Consider the following 20,366-nt stretch of genomic DNA (forward strand, 5'->3'; position numbering starts at 1 on the left):
ATCCGGTCTCGGAATACCCGCTTCGCTTGAAACAACGTCCACCATCGTCCACTCCGTTTGCACTGCAGCAAAGACGGGAAGACGCTATGTCCGGACGATGAAGCTGGTGTGACGATTTCGACCGGGAGTTGCGTTCGGTTGAACCTGAACCCGACCTCAGTGGGCGCGGCAACTCATTTTGCAATCTCCAGCAGCGACGCCACCAGCAGTCGGCGCTCGTCCTGCGAGAGCACGTCGGAATCGAAGAGATTCATGCTGCGAAGCCCTTCAATGGCGAGAAAGCAGACCAGCAGCGCCTTGATATCAGGCGTCTCATCCTTCAGCCGCTCGAACAGCTGCTGCTTGAAGGTTTTTATCGGCGTCATGAAATCGGGATCCTCGGCGATTGCCGAAAAGATCCAGGATGCCGAAGGTTTCGGCTCCTCGCAATCGTCGGCCGAAAGCCTGACATAGGCCGCAAGCCGGCTTTCGCTGCCGTTGTCGGTCGCGCGGGACTCCAGCGCCTGCTCGAATTCGCGCAGATAGTCCTCCACCAGGCCCTGCATCAGTTTGGCCTTGGTCGGGAAATTGTAGAGCAGGCCGCCCTTCGACACACCGGCGCGGCTGGCGACGGCGTCGAGCGACAGGCTGCCGGGACCGGTCTCCCGCGCCACCTCGGCGGCAGCGGCGAGGATCTTGTCGCGGGAATTTGCTCTGCGGGTTTTCATCGGCGCCTCCCCTTACATTAGCCTATGTGGAATTGACAAGACCGTCCAGACGGTACAGTAAGACCGCCATCATTTGAATCGGGACATGACGCCAATATCTGTCCCGGGATCGACCGCCATGCCGGTCGCCGGTTGAGGGGGCACTCTTGTTCAAGCGCATCATCCAGATAATCGTCATCGCCTTGGTTTTGCTCGTGCTCGCGGTGGTATGCGGCGGCATCGTCGGCTTCAACTTCCTGCGCGACAACGGGATCAAGCAGTATTTCGCCACGATGAAGCCGCCCGCGGCGACCGTGTCGACGACCATCGTCAAGCCGTCGAGTTGGACGCCGGGCGTCGAGGCCATCGGCACGGTCAGTGCCGTGCGCGGTGTCGACCTCACCGTCGAAACCGCCGGCATCGTCAGGGAGATCCTCTTCCACGCCAACCAGAAGGTTGCGGACGGGGCGGTCCTGCTGCAGCTCGACGATGCCGTCGAGCGCGCCGACCTCGAAGCGACGAAGGCGCAAGTGGCGGTCGTCCAGACGGCGCTGGAGCGCGCCATCGAACTGCAGAAGCGCGGCGTCAATCCGGAAGCCACGCTCGACACGGCACGTGCAACCGCAACAGCCACCCAAGCCCAAGTGGCCAAGCTGCAGGCGGTGCTCGACCAGAAGCGGCTGACGGCACCTTTCAGCGGCACGGTGGGTATCCCGAAAATCGACCTCGGCCAGTATCTGGCGCCCGGCACCGCGGTGGTGACCTTGCAGGACCTGGACACGATGCGGGTCGACTTCTCGGTTCCCGAGCAGCAGCTGCCGCTGCTGAAGATCGATCAGACAGTGCGGCTAGGCATTGGCGGCGGTGAGATGCCGTTCGCTGGCAGGATCCGCGGCATCGACCCCAAGATTGATCCCGCGAGCCGGCTTGTCACCATCCGGGCAGAGGTCGCCAACACCGAAGGCAAGCTGACGCCTGGCCAGTTCGTGCAAGTGCGTGTCGAACTGCCCGAGGAAAACAACGTGCTGGCGGTGCCGCAGACGGCGCTGACGTCCAGCCTCTATGGCGACTTCGTCTTCGTCGTGCGTCCGGCCAAGGCTGCCGAGGCCGCTCCGGCCCCGGCAGGCAAGCCGGAAGAAAAGCCGGCCGACAAACCTGCGGCGGATGCCGCCAAGCCCGCGGATGCGATGAAACCCGCTGCCGAAGGTGCTGCAGCAAAGCCAGCCGACAAGGCGGCTGCAGACCCGGCCAAGCCTGCAACGGAAGCGCCGAAGCCGGAGCCGGAGCTTGTCCTTTCGCAGGTCTTCGTCAAGCCGGGCCGCCGCAACAATGGCATGGTTGAGGTCCTGGAAGGGATCGCCTCCGGTGACGAGGTCGTCACCGCCGGTCAGAACCGGCTCTACAACGGCATGTCCGTTGCCGTCGACAACACCATCGACCCGACCAAATCGGCTAACAACCAGGCCGCCCAGCAATGAGCATTTCCGACATCTTCATCCGTCGCCCGGTCCTGTCGACCGTTCTGGCCTGCATGATCCTGCTCCTGGGTTTTCAGGGCATCTTCAACCTGTCGATCCGGCAATACCCGAAGGTCGATGAAACCGCGATCACGATCACGACCGCCTATCCCGGCGCCAGCGCCGACCTGATCCAGGGCTTCATCTCCGCGCCGATCGCGCGCGCCGTCGCCTCGACCGAAAACATCGACTACGTCACCTCGGCAAGCCGGCCGTCTTCCAGCACCGTGACGGTGCAGATGAAACTCGGTTCCAATCCCGATGTCGCGCTGACCGAAGTGCTGTCGAAGGTGCAAGGCGTGCGCGGCACCTTGCCGGATGCGTCCAAGGACCCTGTGATCGTCAAAGGCACCGGCGACCAGTTCGCGATGATGTACATCTCGATGCAGAATCCGAACATGACGAAGGAGCAGCTGACCGAATATATCGAGCGCGTCATCCGGCCCCGTATCTCGACGGTGGAAGGCGTTGCCGACGTGCAGATCTTCGGCGCCCAGGAATATTCGATGCGCGTCTGGATCGACCCGGTCAAGCTTGCCGCGCGCGGCGTCACCGCGGCGGACGTGCTGACCGCCATCAATGATTCCAACTTCCTCTCCGCGCCCGGCAATACCCAGAACGAGTATGTCGTCTCGTCGATCACCGTGCGCTCGACATTGCAGACCCCGGAGGCTTTCGCCGAGCTTCCGCTGCGCTCGAAAGACGGCAACGTGGTGCGGTTGCGCGACGTTGCGCGCGTGGAACTGGGCGCGGAGAATACCGACACCAGGGTCAGCTTCAACGGCAAGCCCGGCACCTTCCTCGCCATCTTCCCGACGCCGGCGGCGAACCCGCTGACGACGGCGGCGGCGATCCACAAGATCGTGCCGACGATCCAGGACACGCTGCCGAAAGGCATGACGATCGAGATCGTCTATGATTCCACCGAACAGATCAGCGCCTCGATCGAGGAGGTGTTCAAGACCATCGCCGAGGCGGTGGCCATCGTCATCGTCGTCATCCTGCTCTTCCTCGGTTCGTTCCGCTCGGTGATGATGCCGATCGTCACCATTCCGCTATCGCTGATCGGCGTCTGCTTCCTGCTGCTTTCGGTCGGCTATTCGATCAACCTCCTGTCGTTGCTGGCCATGGTGCTGGCGATCGGCCTGGTCGTCGACGACGCCATCGTGGTGGTGGAGAACATTCACCGCCACATGGAAGAAGACCACATGTCGCCGATGCAGGCGGCCTTCAACGGCATGCGGGAAATCTTTTCCGCCATCGTCGCCATGACGATCACGCTGGCCGCAGTGTTCGCGCCGTTGGCTTTCACCGGCGGCCTGACCGGCGCACTGTTTCGCGAATTCGCCGTCACCCTTGCCGGTTCGGTGGTGCTGTCAGGCATCATCGCCGTCACCATCACGCCGATGATGTCGGCGCGCCTGCTGAAGGCAGGCGCGCCCGGCCGTTTCCAGCGCGTTGTCGACGGCACCTTCGGGTGGGTCGAGCGCGTCTATGAGAAGGCGGTCAAAGGCTCGCTGAATTATCGCCCGGTGACACTGATCATCGTCCTTGCGCTGGTCGGCGTCACCGGCTTCGCCTTCACAAAGACCTCGAGCGAACTGGCGCCGGAAGAAGACCAAGGCTTCCTGCTGTCGATCGTGACCGGGCCGCGCTACGCGACGTCGGACTATACCGAGACCTACGTCAATCAGATCCTGGGCCTGGTCAAGGATATCCCGGAAACGCGGGCGCAGTTTTCGGCGGTCGCCTTCGGCGGCCAGACCAACGGCGCCTTCGTCGGCTTCGCGTTCAAGGACTGGGCCGAGCGCGCCCGCAGTTCGAAGGAGCTCCAGGCCGACATACAAGGGCGTCTCGGCAAGGTCGCCGGCGTCGAGGCCTTCGTCTTCGCGCCGCCGACGCTGCCGGGCTCCGGCGGCGGCCTGCCCATCTCGATGGTGGTGCGCTCGACCGGCGCTGCTTCAGAGGTCTACGAGGCGGCGGAGCAGATCAAGAACAAGGCGCAGGCCTCCGGCCGTTTCATCGTCGTGCAGAACTCGATGTCCTACGACGCGCCACAGGTGACGGTGACCATCGATCGCGATCGCGCCGCGGCCCTCAACCTGCCGATCGCCGACATCGGCCGCACCTTGACCTTGCTGGTCGGCGGTGCCGAAGTGGCGCAGTTCGACCGCGACTCCAACAGCTACGACATCATCCCGCAGGTGCCGCAGGAATTCCGCGACAATCCCGAGAAGCTGGCCGAGTATTTCGTGCGCAGCGCCTCGGGCGAGATGGTGCCGCTTTCTTCCGTGGTGACGATTTCGACCAATGCGTCGCCGGCGGCCATTGAGCAGTTCAACCAGCTGAACTCGGCGACGATTTCCGCGCTGCCGCTGCCTGGCGTCACCACTGGTGACGGACTGAAGGCCCTGGAGGACATCGCCAAGGAGAGCCTGCCCGAAACCTTCTTCGTCGACTATTCCGGTCAGTCCAGGCAGGAGAAGGAACAGGGCAACACGATCCTGATCGCCTTTGCGGCGGCCGTGCTGGTCATCTATTTGGTGCTGGCGGCGCAGTTCGAAAGCTTCCGCGATCCGCTGATCATCATGATGGCGGTGCCGCTGTCGATCTTCGGCGCCATCGTACCGCTCAATCTGGGTCTCGGAACGCTGAACATCTACACCCAGGTCGGCTTGATCACGCTGATCGGCCTGATCACCAAGCACGGCATCCTTTTGGTCGAGTTTGCCAACCAGCAGCGAGAGAAGCACCATATGTCGCGGCGCGAAGCGATCGTCGCCTCTGCCAAGGTCCGATTGCGGCCGATCCTGATGACGACGGCGGCGATGGCGCTGGGCGTGGTGCCGCTGATCATCTCCAGTGGTGCCGGCGCCGCAGCCCGTTACTCGATGGGCCTGGTGATCTTCACCGGCATCCTGGTCGGAACCATGTTCACGCTGTTCGTGGTGCCGATGTTCTACACCTTCATCGCCAGCAAGGACTTGCCGCATCACGCCGAGAAGCCGGATCCGAAGCTGATGCCGGTGCCGGTGGACTGACAAAGACAAGCGACAAAAAAAGAGGCCGGAAATTTCCGGCCCCTTTTTTGACTGAGTTGATTAACCGCGGAAACCGCTTACAGCACCTTCCGGCGGGAGCCTGAAACGGTGAAAGCGCGGCAAGCTTGCCGAAGCTTCACAGCCGGCTCCAACCACAGCCTGCTACTTGACGATGACGATGCTGGTGTTGGCCGGGCCAAAGGCCTCGACCAGCTGGTAGAAATCGGCGGCATTGTCGGGATGCAGCCGCACGCAGCCATGCGAGGCAGGCCGGCCGAGGTTCTTGATGGCATAAGTCGCATGCACCGCGTAGCCGCCACTGAAGAAAACCGAATGCGGCATCGGGGCATTGTCGTATTTCTTCGAGTACCACATCTCATGCATGCGGGTCGGCTTGAACGAGCCGGTCGGCGTGACATACCCCCTGCCGCCGGTCGACACCTTCCAGGCGAAGGTCGGGCGGCCGTCGACCAGCACTTCCATGGTCTGCTGCGAAAGCGAGACACGGGCCAGGATCTGGTTGGCATGGGCGGCGCCACTGCCGAAGAACAAGGCCGCGCCGGTAAGCGCAGCGGCAGTGATGTTGATAAGCTTGGCGGAAATGGTGGTGTGCATGATGTCCCCTCTCTCTGCCGGTCCGGCCGGCTCCAATTCGATGGCGGACTTATCGCTGCGTCATGTTTCAGGCCGACTTCGCTTGATGCTCGCTTTTGTTTCGAATCTGTTTCCTAATATTAACAAGTATGGTTACCCCGACCCGCCGGTTCAGGCCACTATGGTCTGGCGGCTCTACAACCCGACACAACCGAACTCTCACGCTTTTGCGAAACGAAGGCGCGATTTTCCTTTACAGGAAAGGGACTTAAGCCGTCTCGAAACCAACCTGCAACAAAGCGTCGCCCACGCGGCATGATCTGGATACAGCCTGGCCGCACAGTTGACGTAACGAAAAGCAGTCGGCACCAAACGAAAATGAGCAGCAAAACGAACATCCCGTCCTGGATCCTCAGGATAAGCATCGCGGCGGTCATCGTCGGCGGCGTCGGCACAATTGCCGCAAGCCCGATGACGACGCTTGCGGCGATGAACACGGGCGAGGTTTCGACGCTGCATGCCGCACTGTTCATCGCCACGGTCTGGATCGTCTCCAGCCTGCGCATTAACCGGCTCAAGGCCCTCTGGCGGGTCGGCCTTGGGCTGAAGTGGATGCGCGGCGCCTCCGGCTACTTGCTGCCGAGAGGACCGAAGGCCCGCGCCGCGACGGGGGGCTCCGTGGGCGGCGCGGGCACTTCGGGGGTTTCCTGAAGCGCCAATATATTTTGGGCTGATCTGAAGGGATGGAAGAATGAACACGAAGTCTGCTGCCGCGGTGCTTTCTGCATTGCTTTATGCCCAAGCCCTGCTCGGCTTTGCCGGCCTTGCCGCGGTGCTGTTGCGGGATCGTGCCCAGACCTATGAGGTCAGCCTCGCCAGCGATATGCCGTCAGGGCCTTCCGTACTCGTGGTGCGCTGAGCGATTGCATCGGACCCAAAAGATGGAAACCGGTCCGATGCTGAAACAAAGAAACAGGGTAACCGTCCTGTTTTCAGTCGGCGCGCTGCGTCGGCGGGTCGAACCGGTAGCCGGCTCCCCTTATTGTGGTGATGGTTTCGGTGTCGAGCTTGCGGCGCAGCCGCACGATGCGCGAATCGATCGAACGATCGAACGCGTCGGCGTTTTCGGCAGGTGCCGCTGCAATGATGTCGTCGCGCGTCAGCACCTTGCGCGGGCTGGCCAGAAACAGCCGGAGCAGCGCCACCTGGCCCGGCGAGAGCTGGTCCTCGGTGCCCGAGCGATGCATGACCATGGCCGACCTCAGATCGACGGTCGCATTCTCCAGCACGACCAGTTCGCCCGCACCTCTGCCGCGCCGCGCCAACAGGCCGCCGATGCGCGCTGCAAGCTCGCGGACATTGAGCGGACTTTCGACGACGTCGGCGGCGCCGAGCTCGAGCGCCAGCACCTTGTCGACAAGGTCGGCCGGCCGGCAGATCAGGATGAAATCAGGCCCGCCCTCACCGCCATGGCGCCTCAAGAGATCGCGTCCCTCGGCCTGGCTCAGGCTGTCGCCGACAACCACCACGTCGATACCCTTGGCCGAAAGCAGCGACTCCGCTTCCCAGGGCTGGCGCGCTTCGCGCACGTCGTGGCCACGCCGCTCAAGATGGTCGGCGAGGTCGCTCGCAACCACTTGCGCCAAGGATACGAGCGCGATGACCGATCGTGCCATGTTTTTTCCACCTCGCGACAGACATCTCAAGATGAGTGCTGGACATGATGTTTATACCCAATCTACTTTCCGCTGAAAGCGGGAGCGAGAGCATAGTGCGGGCAAGGATTGTAGTCGTCGAGGACGAGCCTGACCTGAGGGAGGCGGTCGCCGAGTATCTTGGCGCCAGCGGCTATGAGGTGGCGATGGCGGAAAGTGCCGCCGAGGCGCGGACCTTGCTGGAAACGCAATCCTTCCATCTGGCCATTCTCGACATCGCCATGCCCGGCGAGGACGGTCTGTCGTTCGGCCGCTGGCTGCGCTCCAAAACCCCGATCGGCATCATCTATGCCACCGCCGCCGGCACCGCGCTCGACCGCATCGTCGGACTGGAGCTCGGCGCCGACGACTACATCGTCAAGCCGTATGAATTGCGCGAGGTTCTGGCCAGGGTCCGCAGCGTGCTGCGCCGCGTTCCGCAGCCGACCGTGCCGCAGGCCGCCAAGGCCGAGACGGGCGCCGGGCGCCGCCTGAGCTTCGGCGCCTTCCAGGCCGATCTCGACGGCAGGCTTGTCACCGGCGCCAACGGCGCGGTCATCGATATGGCCAAGAGCGAGTTCGACGTGCTGGAGGTCTTCCTGACCCGCGCCAACCGTCTTTTGACGCGCGCCGCGATCTCCGAAGCGATCGGGTTTGTCGAAGATCCGGAATCCTCGCGCGCGGTCGATATCCGCATCATGCGGCTGCGCAAGAAGATCGAGGCCGATCCGGCCAATCCGAAATTCCTGCGCACGGTGCGCGGCGAAGGCTATATCTTCTCGCTGCCGAACGGCGACGGCAACTGAGCCGTACAGCCCGGCGTCGTGGATTTGAAATGCTCGCTGTTTCGGCAATAGCGTTCGCCAATTTCAGGATTCAAAACCGTACGACGGCGCCGCGCGTCCTTTCGAACACGCAACGGAAGCTGTAGCATTCTGATTTTGCGCATCACGCTTCCGGAAATCGGCATCGATTTTCGGGCTATGCGCTGAATTCCGTAGTCTATCAGATGTGGCTTTTGGATAATTGCTGATCATGACTGCCGACGCAGAAAACACGGACATGAAGGGCGACCGCCAGGGCGCTGCAATGGCGGCTGTGCGCGTCGTTCGCCGGCTGCGCGAAGCCGGCGACTGGCAGCGCGAGATGGAGACCATCCTGGAGACGCTGTGCCACGCCATGGATTGCCAGCGCGGCATCCTGTTCCGGTTGCGCGAATTGCCAGGCCAGGGCTTTGCCCAGTCGGTCTCGGCCTACTGGATCGACCCCGACTTCGGCGGCGAACTGGCATCGCCGACGGTCATCATGCAGACGGTCGTCAATTCGGATCCGCTGCTGGAGCGACTGGCCGAGGACGAGCGTCAGGGCAAGGTCTTTGCCGGCCACACGCGCAATCTGGAAGGCTTTCTCAGAACCGACTTCGAAAAGCAGAACATCAAGTCGTTCCTGTCGGTTTCGGTCTTCGCGCACGGCCATCTTTGGGGCACGCTCGCGGTTAACGACTGCGTCGACGAGCGCGGCTGGACCGACGAGGAAGAGGCGACGCTGCACATCATCGCGCTCGCCATCGGCGACGCCATCGAGCGCTCGCCCTCGGACGCCCATGCCAGCGAAGTCATCCGCCGTACCATGCTGCAGGCCTCGCTCGACGCCATCATCGTCATCGACGAGACCGGCTCGATCATCGAATTCAATCCGGCCGCCGAAAAGATGTTCGGTTTTCGGCGCTCCGACATACTCGGCAAGGACCTGCTCGATACGGTGGTTCCGGTATATTACCGCAAGGGCTATGCGTCGGGCGCCGACTACATGTCGGGCCGCGGCTCGCCGATGGTCGGCCAGCGGCTCGAAACGGTCACCCAGAATGCGGCCGGCGAGGTTTTTCCGATCGAATTGACGGCGACCGAGATGCGGGTCGCCGACCGCCGTCTCATCTTCGGCTCGATCCGCGACCTGCGCGACAAGCTGCGCGCCGAGGAGGAGATCGGTCGTCAGCGCGAGAAACTGCACCAGAACGAGAAAATGGCGGCGATGGGTTCGCTGCTGGCAGGTGTCTCGCATGAGCTGAACAACCCGCTTGCCGTGGTCGTCGCGCAGTCGACGCTTCTGCACGAATTCGCCACCGACCCGCAGACCAAGGTGCGCGCCGAAAAGGTCCGCGCCGCCGCCGAACGCTGCGGCCGTATCGTCAAGAGCTTCCTGTCTATGGTGCGCCTGCATCCGGCGGCACAGGCCGAGACCGATCTCAACCAGGTGATCCGCGCGGCACTCGAAGTGACCGCCTATGGCGCGCGCTCGAGCGGCATAATCATCGACACCGATTTCGCCGCCGGCCCGCTGCTGGCCATGGCCGATGCCGACCACGTGACACAGGTGGCGGCCAATTTCCTGATCAACAGCCAGCATGCCTTGGCCGGCGTCGCGGGCGACCGGCTGATCAAGGTACGCACATTTCGCAGCGACCGCGGCAATCCCGGCTTTTCGATCGAGGACAACGGACCCGGTGTGCCGGAAGCGATCCGTTCGCGCATCTTCGAATCCTATTTCACCACCAAGCCGGTCGGCGTCGGCACCGGCATCGGCCTGTCGATCTCGAAATCGATCATCGAACGGCACAACGGCAACATCTGGTTCGAGGAAGTCCTGCCGAGGGGTGCCCGCTTCGTCGTCCAGTTGCCGGCGATCGCCGCCGGTGCAGCCGCGGCCGGCGAAAGCCCGGCGCGCTCGAGCGGCCTGCGCCATGCGCTGATCATCGACGACGAGCCCGATGTCGCCGGCTCGCTGTCCGACATTCTGGAACTGATGGGCTTGAAGTCGAGGGTGGTGGCGGCCTGGACATCGGCAGCCGGGATCCTCGCAGGGCATATGCCGCCCGACATCGTCTTTTCCGACCTGCGCATGCCCGGCACCAGCGGCATCGCCATCTATCGCGAGCTGCTTGCCGAACGGCCTGACCTGGCGCAGCGCTTCGTGCTCGTCACCGGCGACCTGATCGGCGCCAAGGCCGAGATCGAGGCGTTGCCGGCGCCACAGCGCCCGCAAATCCTCGAGAAGCCTTTCAGCACGCTGGACGTCCGCGGCGTGCTCTCGGCCATTGCCGAGCAGGTCGCCGTGGCCGCCGGCTGACCCCTTCCCTGGGTCTGTTGAGATCAGGTCAGGCCGGCCTGACCTGAACATCAATAGACCCAAAAAAAGAGACTCCCGACCGACGTGCGGCGGGAGCCTGACTGGAGCGCTGGAGGTGCGCTCTGGGAGGTCCAAGCATGACCCGAAGACTAGATACCTACTGTCGGATCATGCCTAGCAGAACTCAAAAAACATTCGGCGTGTTGCTCATCGGCGCGGCATTGGCGATCATGCGGACGGCGCGGTCTCTATGCACGCCGGACTGGGCGGCAATGACGCGCAGGCAATCCGCGCTCTCGGCACCCCAGGCCTGGCCCTTGCAGGCAAAATCGATTTCCGGCTTCGGCAGCCGTGCTGTCTTGACCGTGGTCGAGGCGCCGTCGATGACGTTGGCTGGCGGATTGAACGAAGCGAAGGCCGGACCGGCCGCCGGCGTGAATGCCATGATTGCGAAAGCGCAGGCGCCCATCATCATGAACATCACCATCGGATGATCAGTGGCGCGCTGGCGCAGGGCCAGCTTCGGACGCCTGTCATTGCGCTCCGGCACTTGCCTGCCGCGGTCGCTGTTGGCGTGAACCTTCGTAAACATCGCCGTTCCCTTCGTTTATTTTTGTCTTTGCTATAAAACGAACTTAATCGCGCCTGGTAACGGACGAACGACGCGCGAAGGTTGCCCGTGTAACAGCGTTGAAACAAGAAAATCGGGCATATCCGGGCACAATCGGGCAAGCGCCGATGGTCTGTTTCGTTTGCGAAGCTGTTTCATGTGCATGATCAGTATGTTGCCTAGACGGTGATAGCGTTGAGCTATGCCCCGACCTGCCCGGCCAGACTATGAGCAAGATCACACTCCGGGCGGCAGTCTGCCGGCGCCGCGGCTTTTTCCTCGGAAATGCGTTCATTTTCCCAGGCGCGGCGCCCGCGAATCTCCGCGCCAGGCGCATCATCCACAACCGGCGCTAAGGCCCGGATTTTCCGGGATTTTCTCTCGTCGGACCAGATCCAGGTCTGCACAATTCAGCCATGCTGAAATCTCTGTATTTCCACAAGCCATTGCATTTCAAAGAAAAATATGATTTTATTGAATGAGTATTCAACAAATGAAGAGCCTTTTATGAACCCGCACCTCCGTGACGTGGCGATCCCCAACAATTGGGACCGGCGGGGCCTGCCGGGCTGGAGTTACCACTCCAGCGCCCTTCTCGAACTCGAGAGGGAATACGTCTTCCGCAACCACTGGCAGATCGCCGGCCATGTCTCCGACGTGCCGAATGCCGGCGACTATCTGACCATGGATGTGGTCGGCGAGCGCGCCCTGATCGTGCGCGGCAAGGACGGCGTCGTGCGCGCCTTCAACAATATGTGCCGGCACCGCGGCAGCCGCGTCGTCGCCGACAGCCAGGGCACCTGCAAGAACGCGCTCGTCTGCCCCTTCCATGGCTGGGTCTACAATCTCGATGGCACGCTGCGCGGTGCTGCCCGTCCGCGTTCCTTCCCCGATCTCGACAAGACCGAGTTCGGCCTGATGCCGCTCGACCTCGAAATCTGGATGGGCTTCATCTTCATCCGCTTCCGCAAGGGTGGCCCGCAGCCGTCAGTGGCCGAACTGCTGAAGCCGATCGAGGCCGAAATGGCTCACTACAACGTTGCCGAGATGGTGCCGTCCTGGGGCATCTGGACGCAGAAGTCGCCGGTCAACTGGAAGTCGGTACGCGATGTCGACAATGAAGGCTATCACGTCGCCATGGCGCATCCGGCGCTGCAGGATCTCTACGGCGCGACCTATTTCGACGAGCCGTTCATCAACGGCGTGTCGCGCTCCTTCGCCACCTACAATCCGCATGCCGGGCGGCGCTGGAGCGTGCGCGAATACATCAAGCTCACCCCCGACGCGTCGCATCTGCCGGAGCATCTGCGCAGAGCCTGGATCTATTACGGCATCTTCCCCAACAACGCGCTGTCGATCATGCCGGAATCGGTGCAGTTCTATCAGGAGTTCCCGATCTCGACCGGCGAGACGCTGCTGCGCGGCGCGATCTACCGCTATCCCGATGAGACCAGGGAGCAGGCGGCTGCGCGCTATCTCGCCTACCGCATCGACCGTGACACGATGAACGAGGACGTGCAGCTTTCGGTATGGTCGAACGAATCCATGCTGTCGGAGGCCTTCGAAGGTTTTTACCTCTCAGACCTGGAATACGGCGTGCGCACCCACCACGACCATCTGCGCCAGCAGATCCCGGTGCTCGGGCTCGAGACCGCGCCGGAGGAGAAGGACATGTGGGCACAGAATGACGCGCTAAGGTCGCGGTCGTAGCGCGAGGCGGCGAAGCTGCCAATCTCCCCCCTCGTGGGGGAGATGTCCGGCAGGACAGAGCGACTGTCTTGGAAGTCCAGTGCGTTTTTGCCCGGAAGCTACACGTCCTGGTTCCATTTTCACTGGCCCCTCCTTGCGCGAGGCGGGGTTGGTCCTCGGCCGAGGATTTCCCCAAGCGACTGTTCGGGCTTGGGAAAATGGTGTAGCTGGCCCACGCTCTGTCACGATCTTCGAGATCACTGGGGCTACGGGCTTGGCTCCGCGACAACTTCTGGTGGCCGCCAAAAGTGGTCGGTTCCAAGTTACAAGGGGGCGCGAAGGAACGCTAGCCTTCCTTACTTTGCGATCACCCGCAAACTGGCGAAGGTGTGTGGAATAGCTGACAGGCCGGCGGGACAGCGCCCCCCTCTGCCCTGCCGGGCATCTCCCCCACAAGGGGGGGGGGGAGATCAGCCATCACCCCTGCCACACGCCCTCTTTCCTCAAATCTTCCATCGTGCGTGAAATGCCTTCGCGCAGGATCGCGACCATGTCGTCGATCTGCTCCCGCGAAATGATCAGCGGCGGCGACATCACGCACATGTTGATCAGCGGCCGGACCAGCAAGCCGAGCTCATGGCAATGTGCGTCGATGCGCTTGCCGACGTCCTTGTCGAGCTTCAGCGGATCCTTGCTTTCGCGATCGGCGACGCATTCGACGCAGCCCATCAGCCCCATGCCGCGCACCTCCCCGACCAAAGGAAGTTCCTCCAACGTCTTCAGCTGCGCCTGGAAATAGGGTGCGACCTCGCGCGTATGGGCAAGCACGCTCTCCTCGAGGATATCGAGGTTCTTCAGCGCCACCGCGCAGCCGATCGGATGACTGGTGTAGGTCAGACCATGGCCGAACAGCGCGTCGGGGTGGTTCGAGCGGCGCAGCTCCTGCAAAATCCGCTCCGAGATGATGACGCCGCCGAGCGGGAAATAGCCTGATGTGACGCCCTTGGCGAAGGTGATCATGTCGGGATCGATGCCGAACATTTCACCGGAGGCAAAGACGTGGCCGAGCCGGCCGAAGCCAGTCACCACCTCGTCGGAGATGTAGAGGATGCCGTTGTCGCGGCAGATTTCGCGGATGCGCTTCAGGTAGCCATCCGGCGGCACCACGACGCCGCCCGAGGCCTGCACCGGCTCGCCGACGAAGGCGCCGATCCTGTCGGCGCCGATGCGCGCGACCGTGTCGCGGAACTGATCGACCAGGAAGTCGGTGAACGCCTCTATGCTCATGCCTTGCGGCCGGCGGAACGGGTCCGGCGAAGAGAGCTTCACGACCAGTTCGTCGGCGCCATCCATCCAGTGGCGGTCGCGTGGGCGGCCATTGAGCGAGGCCGACAGATAGGTCGAGCCGTGATAGGCGCCGCCGCGGCTGAGGATCAGCTTCTTTTCCGGCCGCCCCCGCACATTGTTGTAGAACTGCATGAAGCGCAGTGCCGTCTCCACCGCCGAGGAGCCGCCGGTGGTGAAGAAGACATGGCTGAGATCCCCCGGCGCATGGCCGGCGATGCGCATGGCAAGCTCCGCCGATGGCGCGTTCATCGTGTACCACGGCGTGTTGTAGGACAGCGCCATCGCCTGGTCGTACATCACCTTGGCGAGTTCCTCGCGGCGGTGGCCGACATTGATGCACCACATGCCGGCCGGTCCGTCGATCAGCCTTTTGCCCGATGCGTCGGTGATGTAGATGCCCTCGCCCTCGCCGATCAGCGCGCGCGCCTCGGTGCCGACCGAGCCGGCGAACGGCCAGGGCTGGACGAGATGGCGCTTGGCCAGTTCGACGGCGTCGACATCGGCATCGGCCGTTTCCTTCGCCTTCAGGTCTCTTGCAGCCGCCATCTTCGCCTCACATGCTCTCGTGACAATTTTCAGCGGACACGAAGTCAAGCTCCAAGCCTTGGGAAAAGTGGCTTTCTTCACTTCATTTTGAATGTCCGTTCAATCAATATTACAGAAATAGCGCTTGATTTCAATCGCCGGATGCGCGCATGATGAAAGAAAGCCGGCAAGCAAGGAGCGCGCCGCAAATCATGCTCCTTGCATAAAACAGGCGACCGGCGCCAACAATGGGATGAGCATGGCAGGACAGTCCGAGCCAGCAACCGAGATCACGCCGGGGGCGCTGCAATGACGGCGGCTGCCGAGGGGTCGCCTGCACGGCGCATGACACGGGCCAGGCGAAACGCCCTTCTGCAGTCCGAACCCGTCCAGGGCTTTGCCCTGATCAGCCCCACCTTCCTCTATGCCCTCATTCTTCTGGTCCTGCCGATCCTGGTGGTCATCGCTCACTCCTTCTGGACGCAGAACTATCTCACCATCGACCGAACCTTCACGCTGGAGAACTACCGCATCGCGCTGACCGAGCCGATCTATCGCGACCTGCTCTGGCGCTCTCTCTACATCTCGCTGATGGTGAGCTTCTTCACGGTCGTGCTCGCCTATCCGATCGCCTACTTCATCTCGTTCCATGGCGGCCGTCACAAGAGCCTGTGGCTGTTCCTGATCACCATTCCGTTCTGGACCAGCTATCTGCTGCGCGTGATGTCGTGGAAGGTCATCCTCGGCTACAATGGCGTGCTCAATTCCGGCCTGATGGGCCTCGGCATCATCGACGAGCCGTCGACGGCACTGCTCTACAATTCGACCGCCGTCATCATCACGCTGACCCATGCCTGGGCGGCCTTCGCCATCCTGCCGATCTTCGTGTCATTGGAAAAAGTCGACCGCACGCTGGTCGAGGCGGCCAAGGACCTCGGCGACGGTCCGCTCCGTTCCTTCCTGCGCGTGACACTGCCGCTGTCGGTGCCAGGTATCATCTCGGCGGCACTCATCGTCATGATCCCGACGGTCGGCGACTATGTCACACCGAAGCTTGTCGGCGGCAAGGACGGCGTCATGATCGCCAACGCCATCCAGGCGCAGTTCGGCAAGGCGTCCAACTGGCCGCTGGGCGCCGCACTTTCCGTCACCACCATGCTGATCGTGACGCTGATCGCCGGCACCATGGTGCTCATCATCCGCGCCGCGCAGAGGCTGGCCCGATGACAGCGTTGCGGCGTTTCCTGCCCGGCGGCGGCTGGCTGTCGGCCTATGCCTTCCTTTATGTGGTGTTCCTCTATCTGCCGGTTATCTTCCTGCCGATCTTCTCGATCAACACCGCGGCAACGCCGAAATTCCCGCTCTCCGGCTACACGCTGAAATGGTACGAGGATCTGCCGCGGACGCCCGCACTGCTCGACGCCGCCTGGAACAGCCTGGTGGTCGGCGTCTCGGCGTCCATCCTCGCCACCGTCTTCGGCATCCTCGCCGCCCGCTCCATCACCCGCTACCGCTACCCCGGCCGCCGCGCCATCAACGGCCTGATCATGGCGCCCTTGGTGCTGCCGGAAGTCATCGTCGCCATCTCGATGCTGCTGGTGATGCTGCAACTGGGCTTGAGTCTGTCGCTGTTCACCGTTGTGCTCGGCCATGTGCTGGTCTGCATCCCCTATTCGATGACGGTGCTGACCTCCGGTTTCGAGGGCTTCGACCGCAGCCTTGAGGAGGCCTCCGCCGATCTCGGCGAGAGCGCCTTCGGCACCTTCCGGCGGGTGACGCTGCCAATGGTGGCGCCGGCGATCATCTCCAGCCTGCTGGTCTGCTTCACCATCTCGCTCGACGAGTTCATCATCGCCTTCTTCCTGACCGGCACCGATGCGACGCTGCCGATCTACATCTGGGGCCAGCTGCGTTTCGCATCGAAGCTGCCCGGTGTGCTGGCGCTGGGCACCTTGCTGCTGGTCGCCTCTTTCCTGCTGATGACCGTTGCCGAAATCCTGCGCCGCCGTGCGGCCAGGCGCACACAGAACGAGGGAGGCCTCTATGCCTGAGCAGTCCCAGGCCGCCCGGCCTCATCAATCCGAACGGCCCCCGCTTTCCGAACGACCCATGATCGAAATCCGCAACGTCACCCGCAGCTATGGCGCCTTCAAGGCGTTGGACGATGCCACGCTGACCATCAGGGAAGGCGAGTTCTTCTCGCTGCTCGGCCCATCCGGCTGCGGCAAGACCACGCTGCTGCGCATGATCGCCGGCTTCGACAATCCGACCACCGGCTCGATCGCCGTCGGCGGCCAGCCGATGGAAGGCATCCCGGCCAACCGCCGGCCGACCAACATGGTGTTCCAGAGCTATGCGATCTTTCCGCATCTCAATGTCGAGCAGAACGTCGCCTACGGGCTGAAGCGGCTGAAGCTCGAAGGATCGGAGGAAAGGCGCCGCGTCGAGGAGGCGCTGGCGCAGGTGTCGCTGACCGGCCTAGGCAAGCGTCTGGCCACCGAACTCTCCGGCGGCCAGCGCCAGCGCGTCGCGCTCGCGCGTGCGCTGGTGATGCGGCCGAAGGTGCTGCTGCTCGACGAGCCGCTGTCGGCGCTGGACAAGAAACTGCGCGAGCAGATGCAGGTCGAGCTGCGCCGCCTGCAGCAGGCGGTCGGCATCACCTTCATACTGGTCACGCATGACCAGTATGAAGCGCTAGCCATGTCGGACCGCATCGCCGTGATGTTCGGCGGCAAGATCGCGCAGGTCGCCTCGCCCAAGGAGATCTACCAGCGGCCGGTCAATCGCCAGGTCGCCGACTTCCTCGGCGGCATGAATTTCGTCAAGGCCGAGATCGTCGAGGAGAACGGCGCCTCCTTGGTCGTCGACACGCTGGGCTTCGGCCGCGTCAAAACCGACAAACCCAAAGCTTTTGTCCGCAATGGCGGCGCCGCCACGCTCGGCATCAGGCCGGAGCGCCTGCGCGTGCTGTGGGACAATGCCACGGCGAAATTCGAGGTCGCCGGCAAGGTGGTCGAGCGCCACTATTTCGGCGAGATCACCCACTTGATCGTCGAGATACCAGGGCTGGAAAAACCGCTGTCAGTCACCGAGACCAATGATTTCGGCGCCGACGATATCCCGGTCGGCACCTCGATCCGCCTCGCCTATGATCCTGAAGCTTTGGTGGCGATGGCAGACTGAAGTTCGGTAGCGATCTTCTTGGCGGCGATGCGCCCTGCCACAATCGCGCCCTCGACATAGCCCGGAAATGACGGCGACACTTCCGACGAGGCGAAATGGACGGGCGGCACGCCGGCCAGGATCGTGCGTTCGGCATCCGTCGCCGTGGTGACGACAATAAGGTCGCTGTAGGCGCCACCGCTCCAGCGGTCATGCGTCCAGTCGCGATGGCTGAAATCGAGGATATCGGACGCATCCGGGCCGAGCGCTTCCTCCAGCCTTGCCGTCACTTCGGCGCGCAGCGCTGCATCGCTGAACTCGCGCCAGCGCAGCGCAAGCGGTCCGCCGACGAAGACGACGAGCGCGGCATGGTCCGCATCCTTGCTGGTGTCACAGGCAAACAGTCCCGGCCGGTCGCGCCACATCACCATGCCGCTCAAGCCGCGGTCGCGCCAGAATGGAGTTGCGTAGCGCACGAGGATTTTGATCACCGCGCCGCTCTGCCAAACGTCCAGCGCCCTCTTCAAGTTGACCGGCAGAGATGGTGCGAAATCGAGTTTCGCAGCTGTCGCCGGCGGCAGCGCGACCAGGACCTGGCGCGCTTCGATCGCGCCGTTGGCCGAGATAGCACGGACGCCTTTCGGCCCGTGTCCGATCTGCGTCACGGGCTCGTTCAGCCGCAGCCGGCCGCCGAGCTCGCCGGCCAGATCATCGGCCAGCGACTGCATGGTCTCGCGCAAGGAATACTGCAGCTCCGGCACCTCGTTGGTGATCCGGCGGTCATTGTCGATCAGGTGCCAGAGCGGCACCTTCTCCAGCGCCAGGCACCACAGGCCTTCGATCATCGACCGAAAGGCTACCTTGGCATCGGCGGTATCGTTCTGGCGGTCGAGCCAGGCTGCAACGGTCAGGCCGGCAATCGCGGGATCGTCAGGCGCGATGGCATTCATGCGCTCGCGGATCGCCATCGCGGCGAAATAGGTCCGCTCGGCCTCCTTCGGTGACATTGACGGCCGCGCGATGAAATCGCCCTCGACATAGGTCACGGCCAGCGTCTTGCCGCGCGCCTCGACCAGCGCCATCAATTCCGGCATGTCCTCGCACAGGAACTGGCCGCCGCTGTCGATGCGTTCGCCAAGCCCGTTCAACGTAGCCTCGACTCGCCCGCCGACACGGTCGCGCGCTTCGAGCAGCAGGAAATCGATGCCGGCTTTGTTCAATTCGAGCGCGGCCGACAGGCCGGTGAAGCCGGCGCCGACGATGACGACGCCGGTTCTTTCGATCTCTTTGCTCAATAGCCGGCCTTGATCTTCTCGAACTCGGCGACCATGCGCTGCTTGAGCTCCGCCGCCACCGGCTGCTGGAACAGCGTCTTGTCGAGGAATTTGTCGAGATTGTCGAAGCCGCGCTCGACCAGGATGCCGTGGTCGATCGCCGCCATGCCGGCGCCATTGCCGTGGCCGTAGCCGAAGGTCTTGACCATATGATCCGACACTCCAGGCGTATTGACTGCGTTGAGGAAATCATAGGCCTGGTCGAGCTTGCCGGGCGCATCCTTCATCAGCACATAGCCGCACACCCACGTCGACAGGCCCTCCTTGGTGTCGCGGTTCATTTCGATCGGCACGCCTTGGCCCTTCAGCGTTACGAAGGTCTCGTTCCAGCCCCAGGCGAGATCGACCTCGTTGCCGGAAAAGGCCTGATTGATGTCGGTGTCGTCGGTCCAGTAGAAGCGCACGTTCTTGTGCACGGCGCGCAGGAAATCGGACGCCTCTTTGAACTGCGCGTCCGTCATCTTGGTCCAGTCCTTCAGCCCGATGACCAGGCTTGCCAGCGCATAGGCGTCGTCGACATTGTCACCGATGGTGACACGACCCTTGAACTTCGGATCGGCGAAGATCTTGAGCGACTGCGCCTCTTCCTTGGTGACGTTGTCGGTCCGATAGAGCAGCGAGGTGTTGCCCCAGTCGAAGGGCATGAACCAGGCCTTGCCGTCGGCGGTCGTCGCCAGATCCTTCATCGCCATGATGCCGGGATTGAGGTCCTTCCAGCCTGATATTTTCGACGTGTCGAGCGGCTGCAGCATGCCGGCATCCCGCCACTTCACCACGCTCTGCGAGCAGGGATGCGCGATGTCGGCCTTGAAGCCGGCACGCATCTTTTCGAACGCTTCGTCCTCGTCACCGAAGAAGGCGAAGGTCGGCTCGGCGCCGTATTTGGCGGCGTACTCGGGATGCAGCAGCGGGTCCTCGTAGCCCGACCAGTCGAACACGACGAGATCGCCGCCGCCTTCGGCAAGCGCGTAGGCCGCACCCGCGCCGATGGTGCAGGCGGCGGCCAAGGCAAGGCGGCGAAGCATGGAATTCATGGCGCGA

The 20,366-nt window shown here is 62.9% G+C and carries 18 protein-coding genes; 11 read left to right on the forward strand and 7 right to left on the reverse strand.

Features of this window, described 5'->3' with window-relative positions; translation table 11 throughout:
• Window positions 1-173 precede the first annotated feature (173 nt).
• Window positions 174-707, reverse strand: a complete 534-nt coding sequence (locus tag A6B35_RS01080) for a TetR/AcrR family transcriptional regulator (protein WP_006206456.1) — start codon at window positions 705-707, stop codon at window positions 174-176.
• Between the two features lie 146 nt (window positions 708-853).
• Here A6B35_RS01080 and A6B35_RS01085 point away from each other — a divergent pair, with 146 nt between their 5' ends.
• The gene (locus A6B35_RS01085; RefSeq protein ID WP_006206457.1) at window positions 854-2,164 is read left to right on the forward strand and encodes an efflux RND transporter periplasmic adaptor subunit; all 1,311 of its coding nucleotides are present in this window, start codon (window positions 854-856) and stop codon (window positions 2,162-2,164) included.
• Complete coding sequence (locus A6B35_RS01090; RefSeq protein ID WP_065518130.1) at window positions 2,161-5,244, forward strand: efflux RND transporter permease subunit; 3,084 nt, start codon at window positions 2,161-2,163, stop codon at window positions 5,242-5,244. Before A6B35_RS01085 ends, A6B35_RS01090 begins: the two co-directional genes overlap by 4 nt.
• Before the next feature lie 162 nt (window positions 5,245-5,406).
• On the opposite strand, the gene A6B35_RS01095 is transcribed toward A6B35_RS01090, so the two are convergent.
• Window positions 5,407-5,859: a L,D-transpeptidase gene (locus A6B35_RS01095; RefSeq protein WP_006202191.1), complete on the reverse strand. Its 453-nt coding sequence runs from the start codon at window positions 5,857-5,859 to the stop codon at window positions 5,407-5,409.
• On the opposite strand from A6B35_RS01095, the gene A6B35_RS35375 reads away from it, so the two are divergent.
• From A6B35_RS35375 to A6B35_RS36095, 3 genes are read left to right on the forward strand one after another with little or no spacing between them, the layout of a single operon-like run.
• Window positions 5,858-6,157 carry a hypothetical protein gene (locus tag A6B35_RS35375; RefSeq protein ID WP_139032210.1) on the forward strand — a complete coding sequence of 100 codons (300 nt, stop codon included), beginning with the start codon at window positions 5,858-5,860 and terminating at the stop codon, window positions 6,155-6,157. The two genes, A6B35_RS01095 and A6B35_RS35375, sit on opposite strands and share 2 nt — an antisense overlap.
• A gap of 59 nt (window positions 6,158-6,216) precedes the next feature.
• The gene (locus A6B35_RS01100) at window positions 6,217-6,549 is read left to right on the forward strand and encodes a hypothetical protein (RefSeq protein WP_006202192.1); all 333 of its coding nucleotides are present in this window, start codon (window positions 6,217-6,219) and stop codon (window positions 6,547-6,549) included.
• 40 nt (window positions 6,550-6,589) lie between these two features.
• A complete protein-coding gene (locus A6B35_RS36095; RefSeq protein WP_006202193.1) occupies window positions 6,590-6,757 on the forward strand; it encodes a hypothetical protein in 168 nt (55 codons plus the stop codon).
• Window positions 6,758-6,830: 73 nt separating this feature from the next.
• On the opposite strand, the gene A6B35_RS01105 is transcribed toward A6B35_RS36095, so the two are convergent.
• A complete protein-coding gene (locus A6B35_RS01105) occupies window positions 6,831-7,514 on the reverse strand; it encodes a response regulator transcription factor (protein ID WP_006202194.1) in 684 nt (227 codons plus the stop codon).
• Window positions 7,515-7,561: 47 nt separating this feature from the next.
• Here A6B35_RS01105 and A6B35_RS01110 point away from each other — a divergent pair, with 47 nt between their 5' ends.
• Together A6B35_RS01110 and A6B35_RS01115 are read left to right on the forward strand one after the other, a co-directional pair.
• Window positions 7,562-8,338 carry a response regulator gene (locus tag A6B35_RS01110; protein WP_193364559.1) on the forward strand — a complete coding sequence of 259 codons (777 nt, stop codon included), beginning with the start codon at window positions 7,562-7,564 and terminating at the stop codon, window positions 8,336-8,338.
• A gap of 229 nt (window positions 8,339-8,567) precedes the next feature.
• The gene (locus A6B35_RS01115) at window positions 8,568-10,658 is read left to right on the forward strand and encodes a sensor histidine kinase (RefSeq protein ID WP_006202196.1); all 2,091 of its coding nucleotides are present in this window, start codon (window positions 8,568-8,570) and stop codon (window positions 10,656-10,658) included.
• Window positions 10,659-10,842: 184 nt separating this feature from the next.
• Here the strand turns inward: A6B35_RS01115 and A6B35_RS01120 are convergent, their stop codons facing one another.
• Complete coding sequence (locus tag A6B35_RS01120; protein ID WP_006202197.1) at window positions 10,843-11,250, reverse strand: hypothetical protein; 408 nt, start codon at window positions 11,248-11,250, stop codon at window positions 10,843-10,845.
• A 525-nt stretch (window positions 11,251-11,775) separates the two neighbouring features.
• Here A6B35_RS01120 and A6B35_RS01125 point away from each other — a divergent pair.
• Window positions 11,776-12,978, forward strand: coding sequence for an aromatic ring-hydroxylating oxygenase subunit alpha (locus A6B35_RS01125; protein ID WP_006202199.1), 1,203 nt, complete (start codon window positions 11,776-11,778; stop codon window positions 12,976-12,978).
• A 456-nt stretch (window positions 12,979-13,434) separates the two neighbouring features.
• Here A6B35_RS01125 and A6B35_RS01130 read toward each other — a convergent pair whose 3' ends face one another.
• Window positions 13,435-14,850, reverse strand: coding sequence for an aminotransferase (locus A6B35_RS01130; protein WP_006201242.1), 1,416 nt, complete (start codon window positions 14,848-14,850; stop codon window positions 13,435-13,437).
• A gap of 288 nt (window positions 14,851-15,138) precedes the next feature.
• Between A6B35_RS01130 and A6B35_RS01135 the strand changes: the two genes are divergently transcribed.
• Genes A6B35_RS01135 through A6B35_RS01145 form a run of 3 tightly spaced genes read left to right on the forward strand, consistent with a single transcriptional unit; the run spans window position 15,139 to window position 18,012 of the window.
• A complete protein-coding gene (locus A6B35_RS01135) occupies window positions 15,139-16,056 on the forward strand; it encodes an ABC transporter permease (RefSeq protein WP_006201241.1) in 918 nt (305 codons plus the stop codon).
• Window positions 16,053-16,880 (forward strand): ABC transporter permease, encoded by an 828-nt coding sequence (locus A6B35_RS01140; RefSeq protein WP_006201240.1) that lies wholly within the window; start codon window positions 16,053-16,055, stop codon window positions 16,878-16,880. The genes A6B35_RS01135 and A6B35_RS01140 overlap by 4 nt, the downstream gene beginning before the upstream one ends.
• Before the next feature lie 58 nt (window positions 16,881-16,938).
• Window positions 16,939-18,012 carry an ABC transporter ATP-binding protein gene (locus A6B35_RS01145; protein WP_006201239.1) on the forward strand — a complete coding sequence of 358 codons (1,074 nt, stop codon included), beginning with the start codon at window positions 16,939-16,941 and terminating at the stop codon, window positions 18,010-18,012.
• Here A6B35_RS01145 and A6B35_RS01150 read toward each other — a convergent pair.
• Both A6B35_RS01150 and A6B35_RS01155 read right to left on the reverse strand, forming a co-directional pair.
• Window positions 17,976-19,286 (reverse strand): flavin monoamine oxidase family protein, encoded by a 1,311-nt coding sequence (locus A6B35_RS01150; RefSeq protein WP_006201238.1) that lies wholly within the window; start codon window positions 19,284-19,286, stop codon window positions 17,976-17,978. The genes A6B35_RS01145 and A6B35_RS01150 overlap by 37 nt on opposite strands.
• Window positions 19,283-20,359, reverse strand: coding sequence for an extracellular solute-binding protein (locus A6B35_RS01155; RefSeq protein ID WP_006201237.1), 1,077 nt, complete (start codon window positions 20,357-20,359; stop codon window positions 19,283-19,285). The genes A6B35_RS01150 and A6B35_RS01155 overlap by 4 nt, the downstream gene beginning before the upstream one ends.
• Window positions 20,360-20,366 lie beyond the last annotated feature (7 nt).

Source organism: Mesorhizobium amorphae CCNWGS0123 (assembly GCF_001686985.1).
In the GTDB taxonomy this organism is placed as follows: domain Bacteria; phylum Pseudomonadota; class Alphaproteobacteria; order Rhizobiales; family Rhizobiaceae; genus Mesorhizobium; species Mesorhizobium amorphae.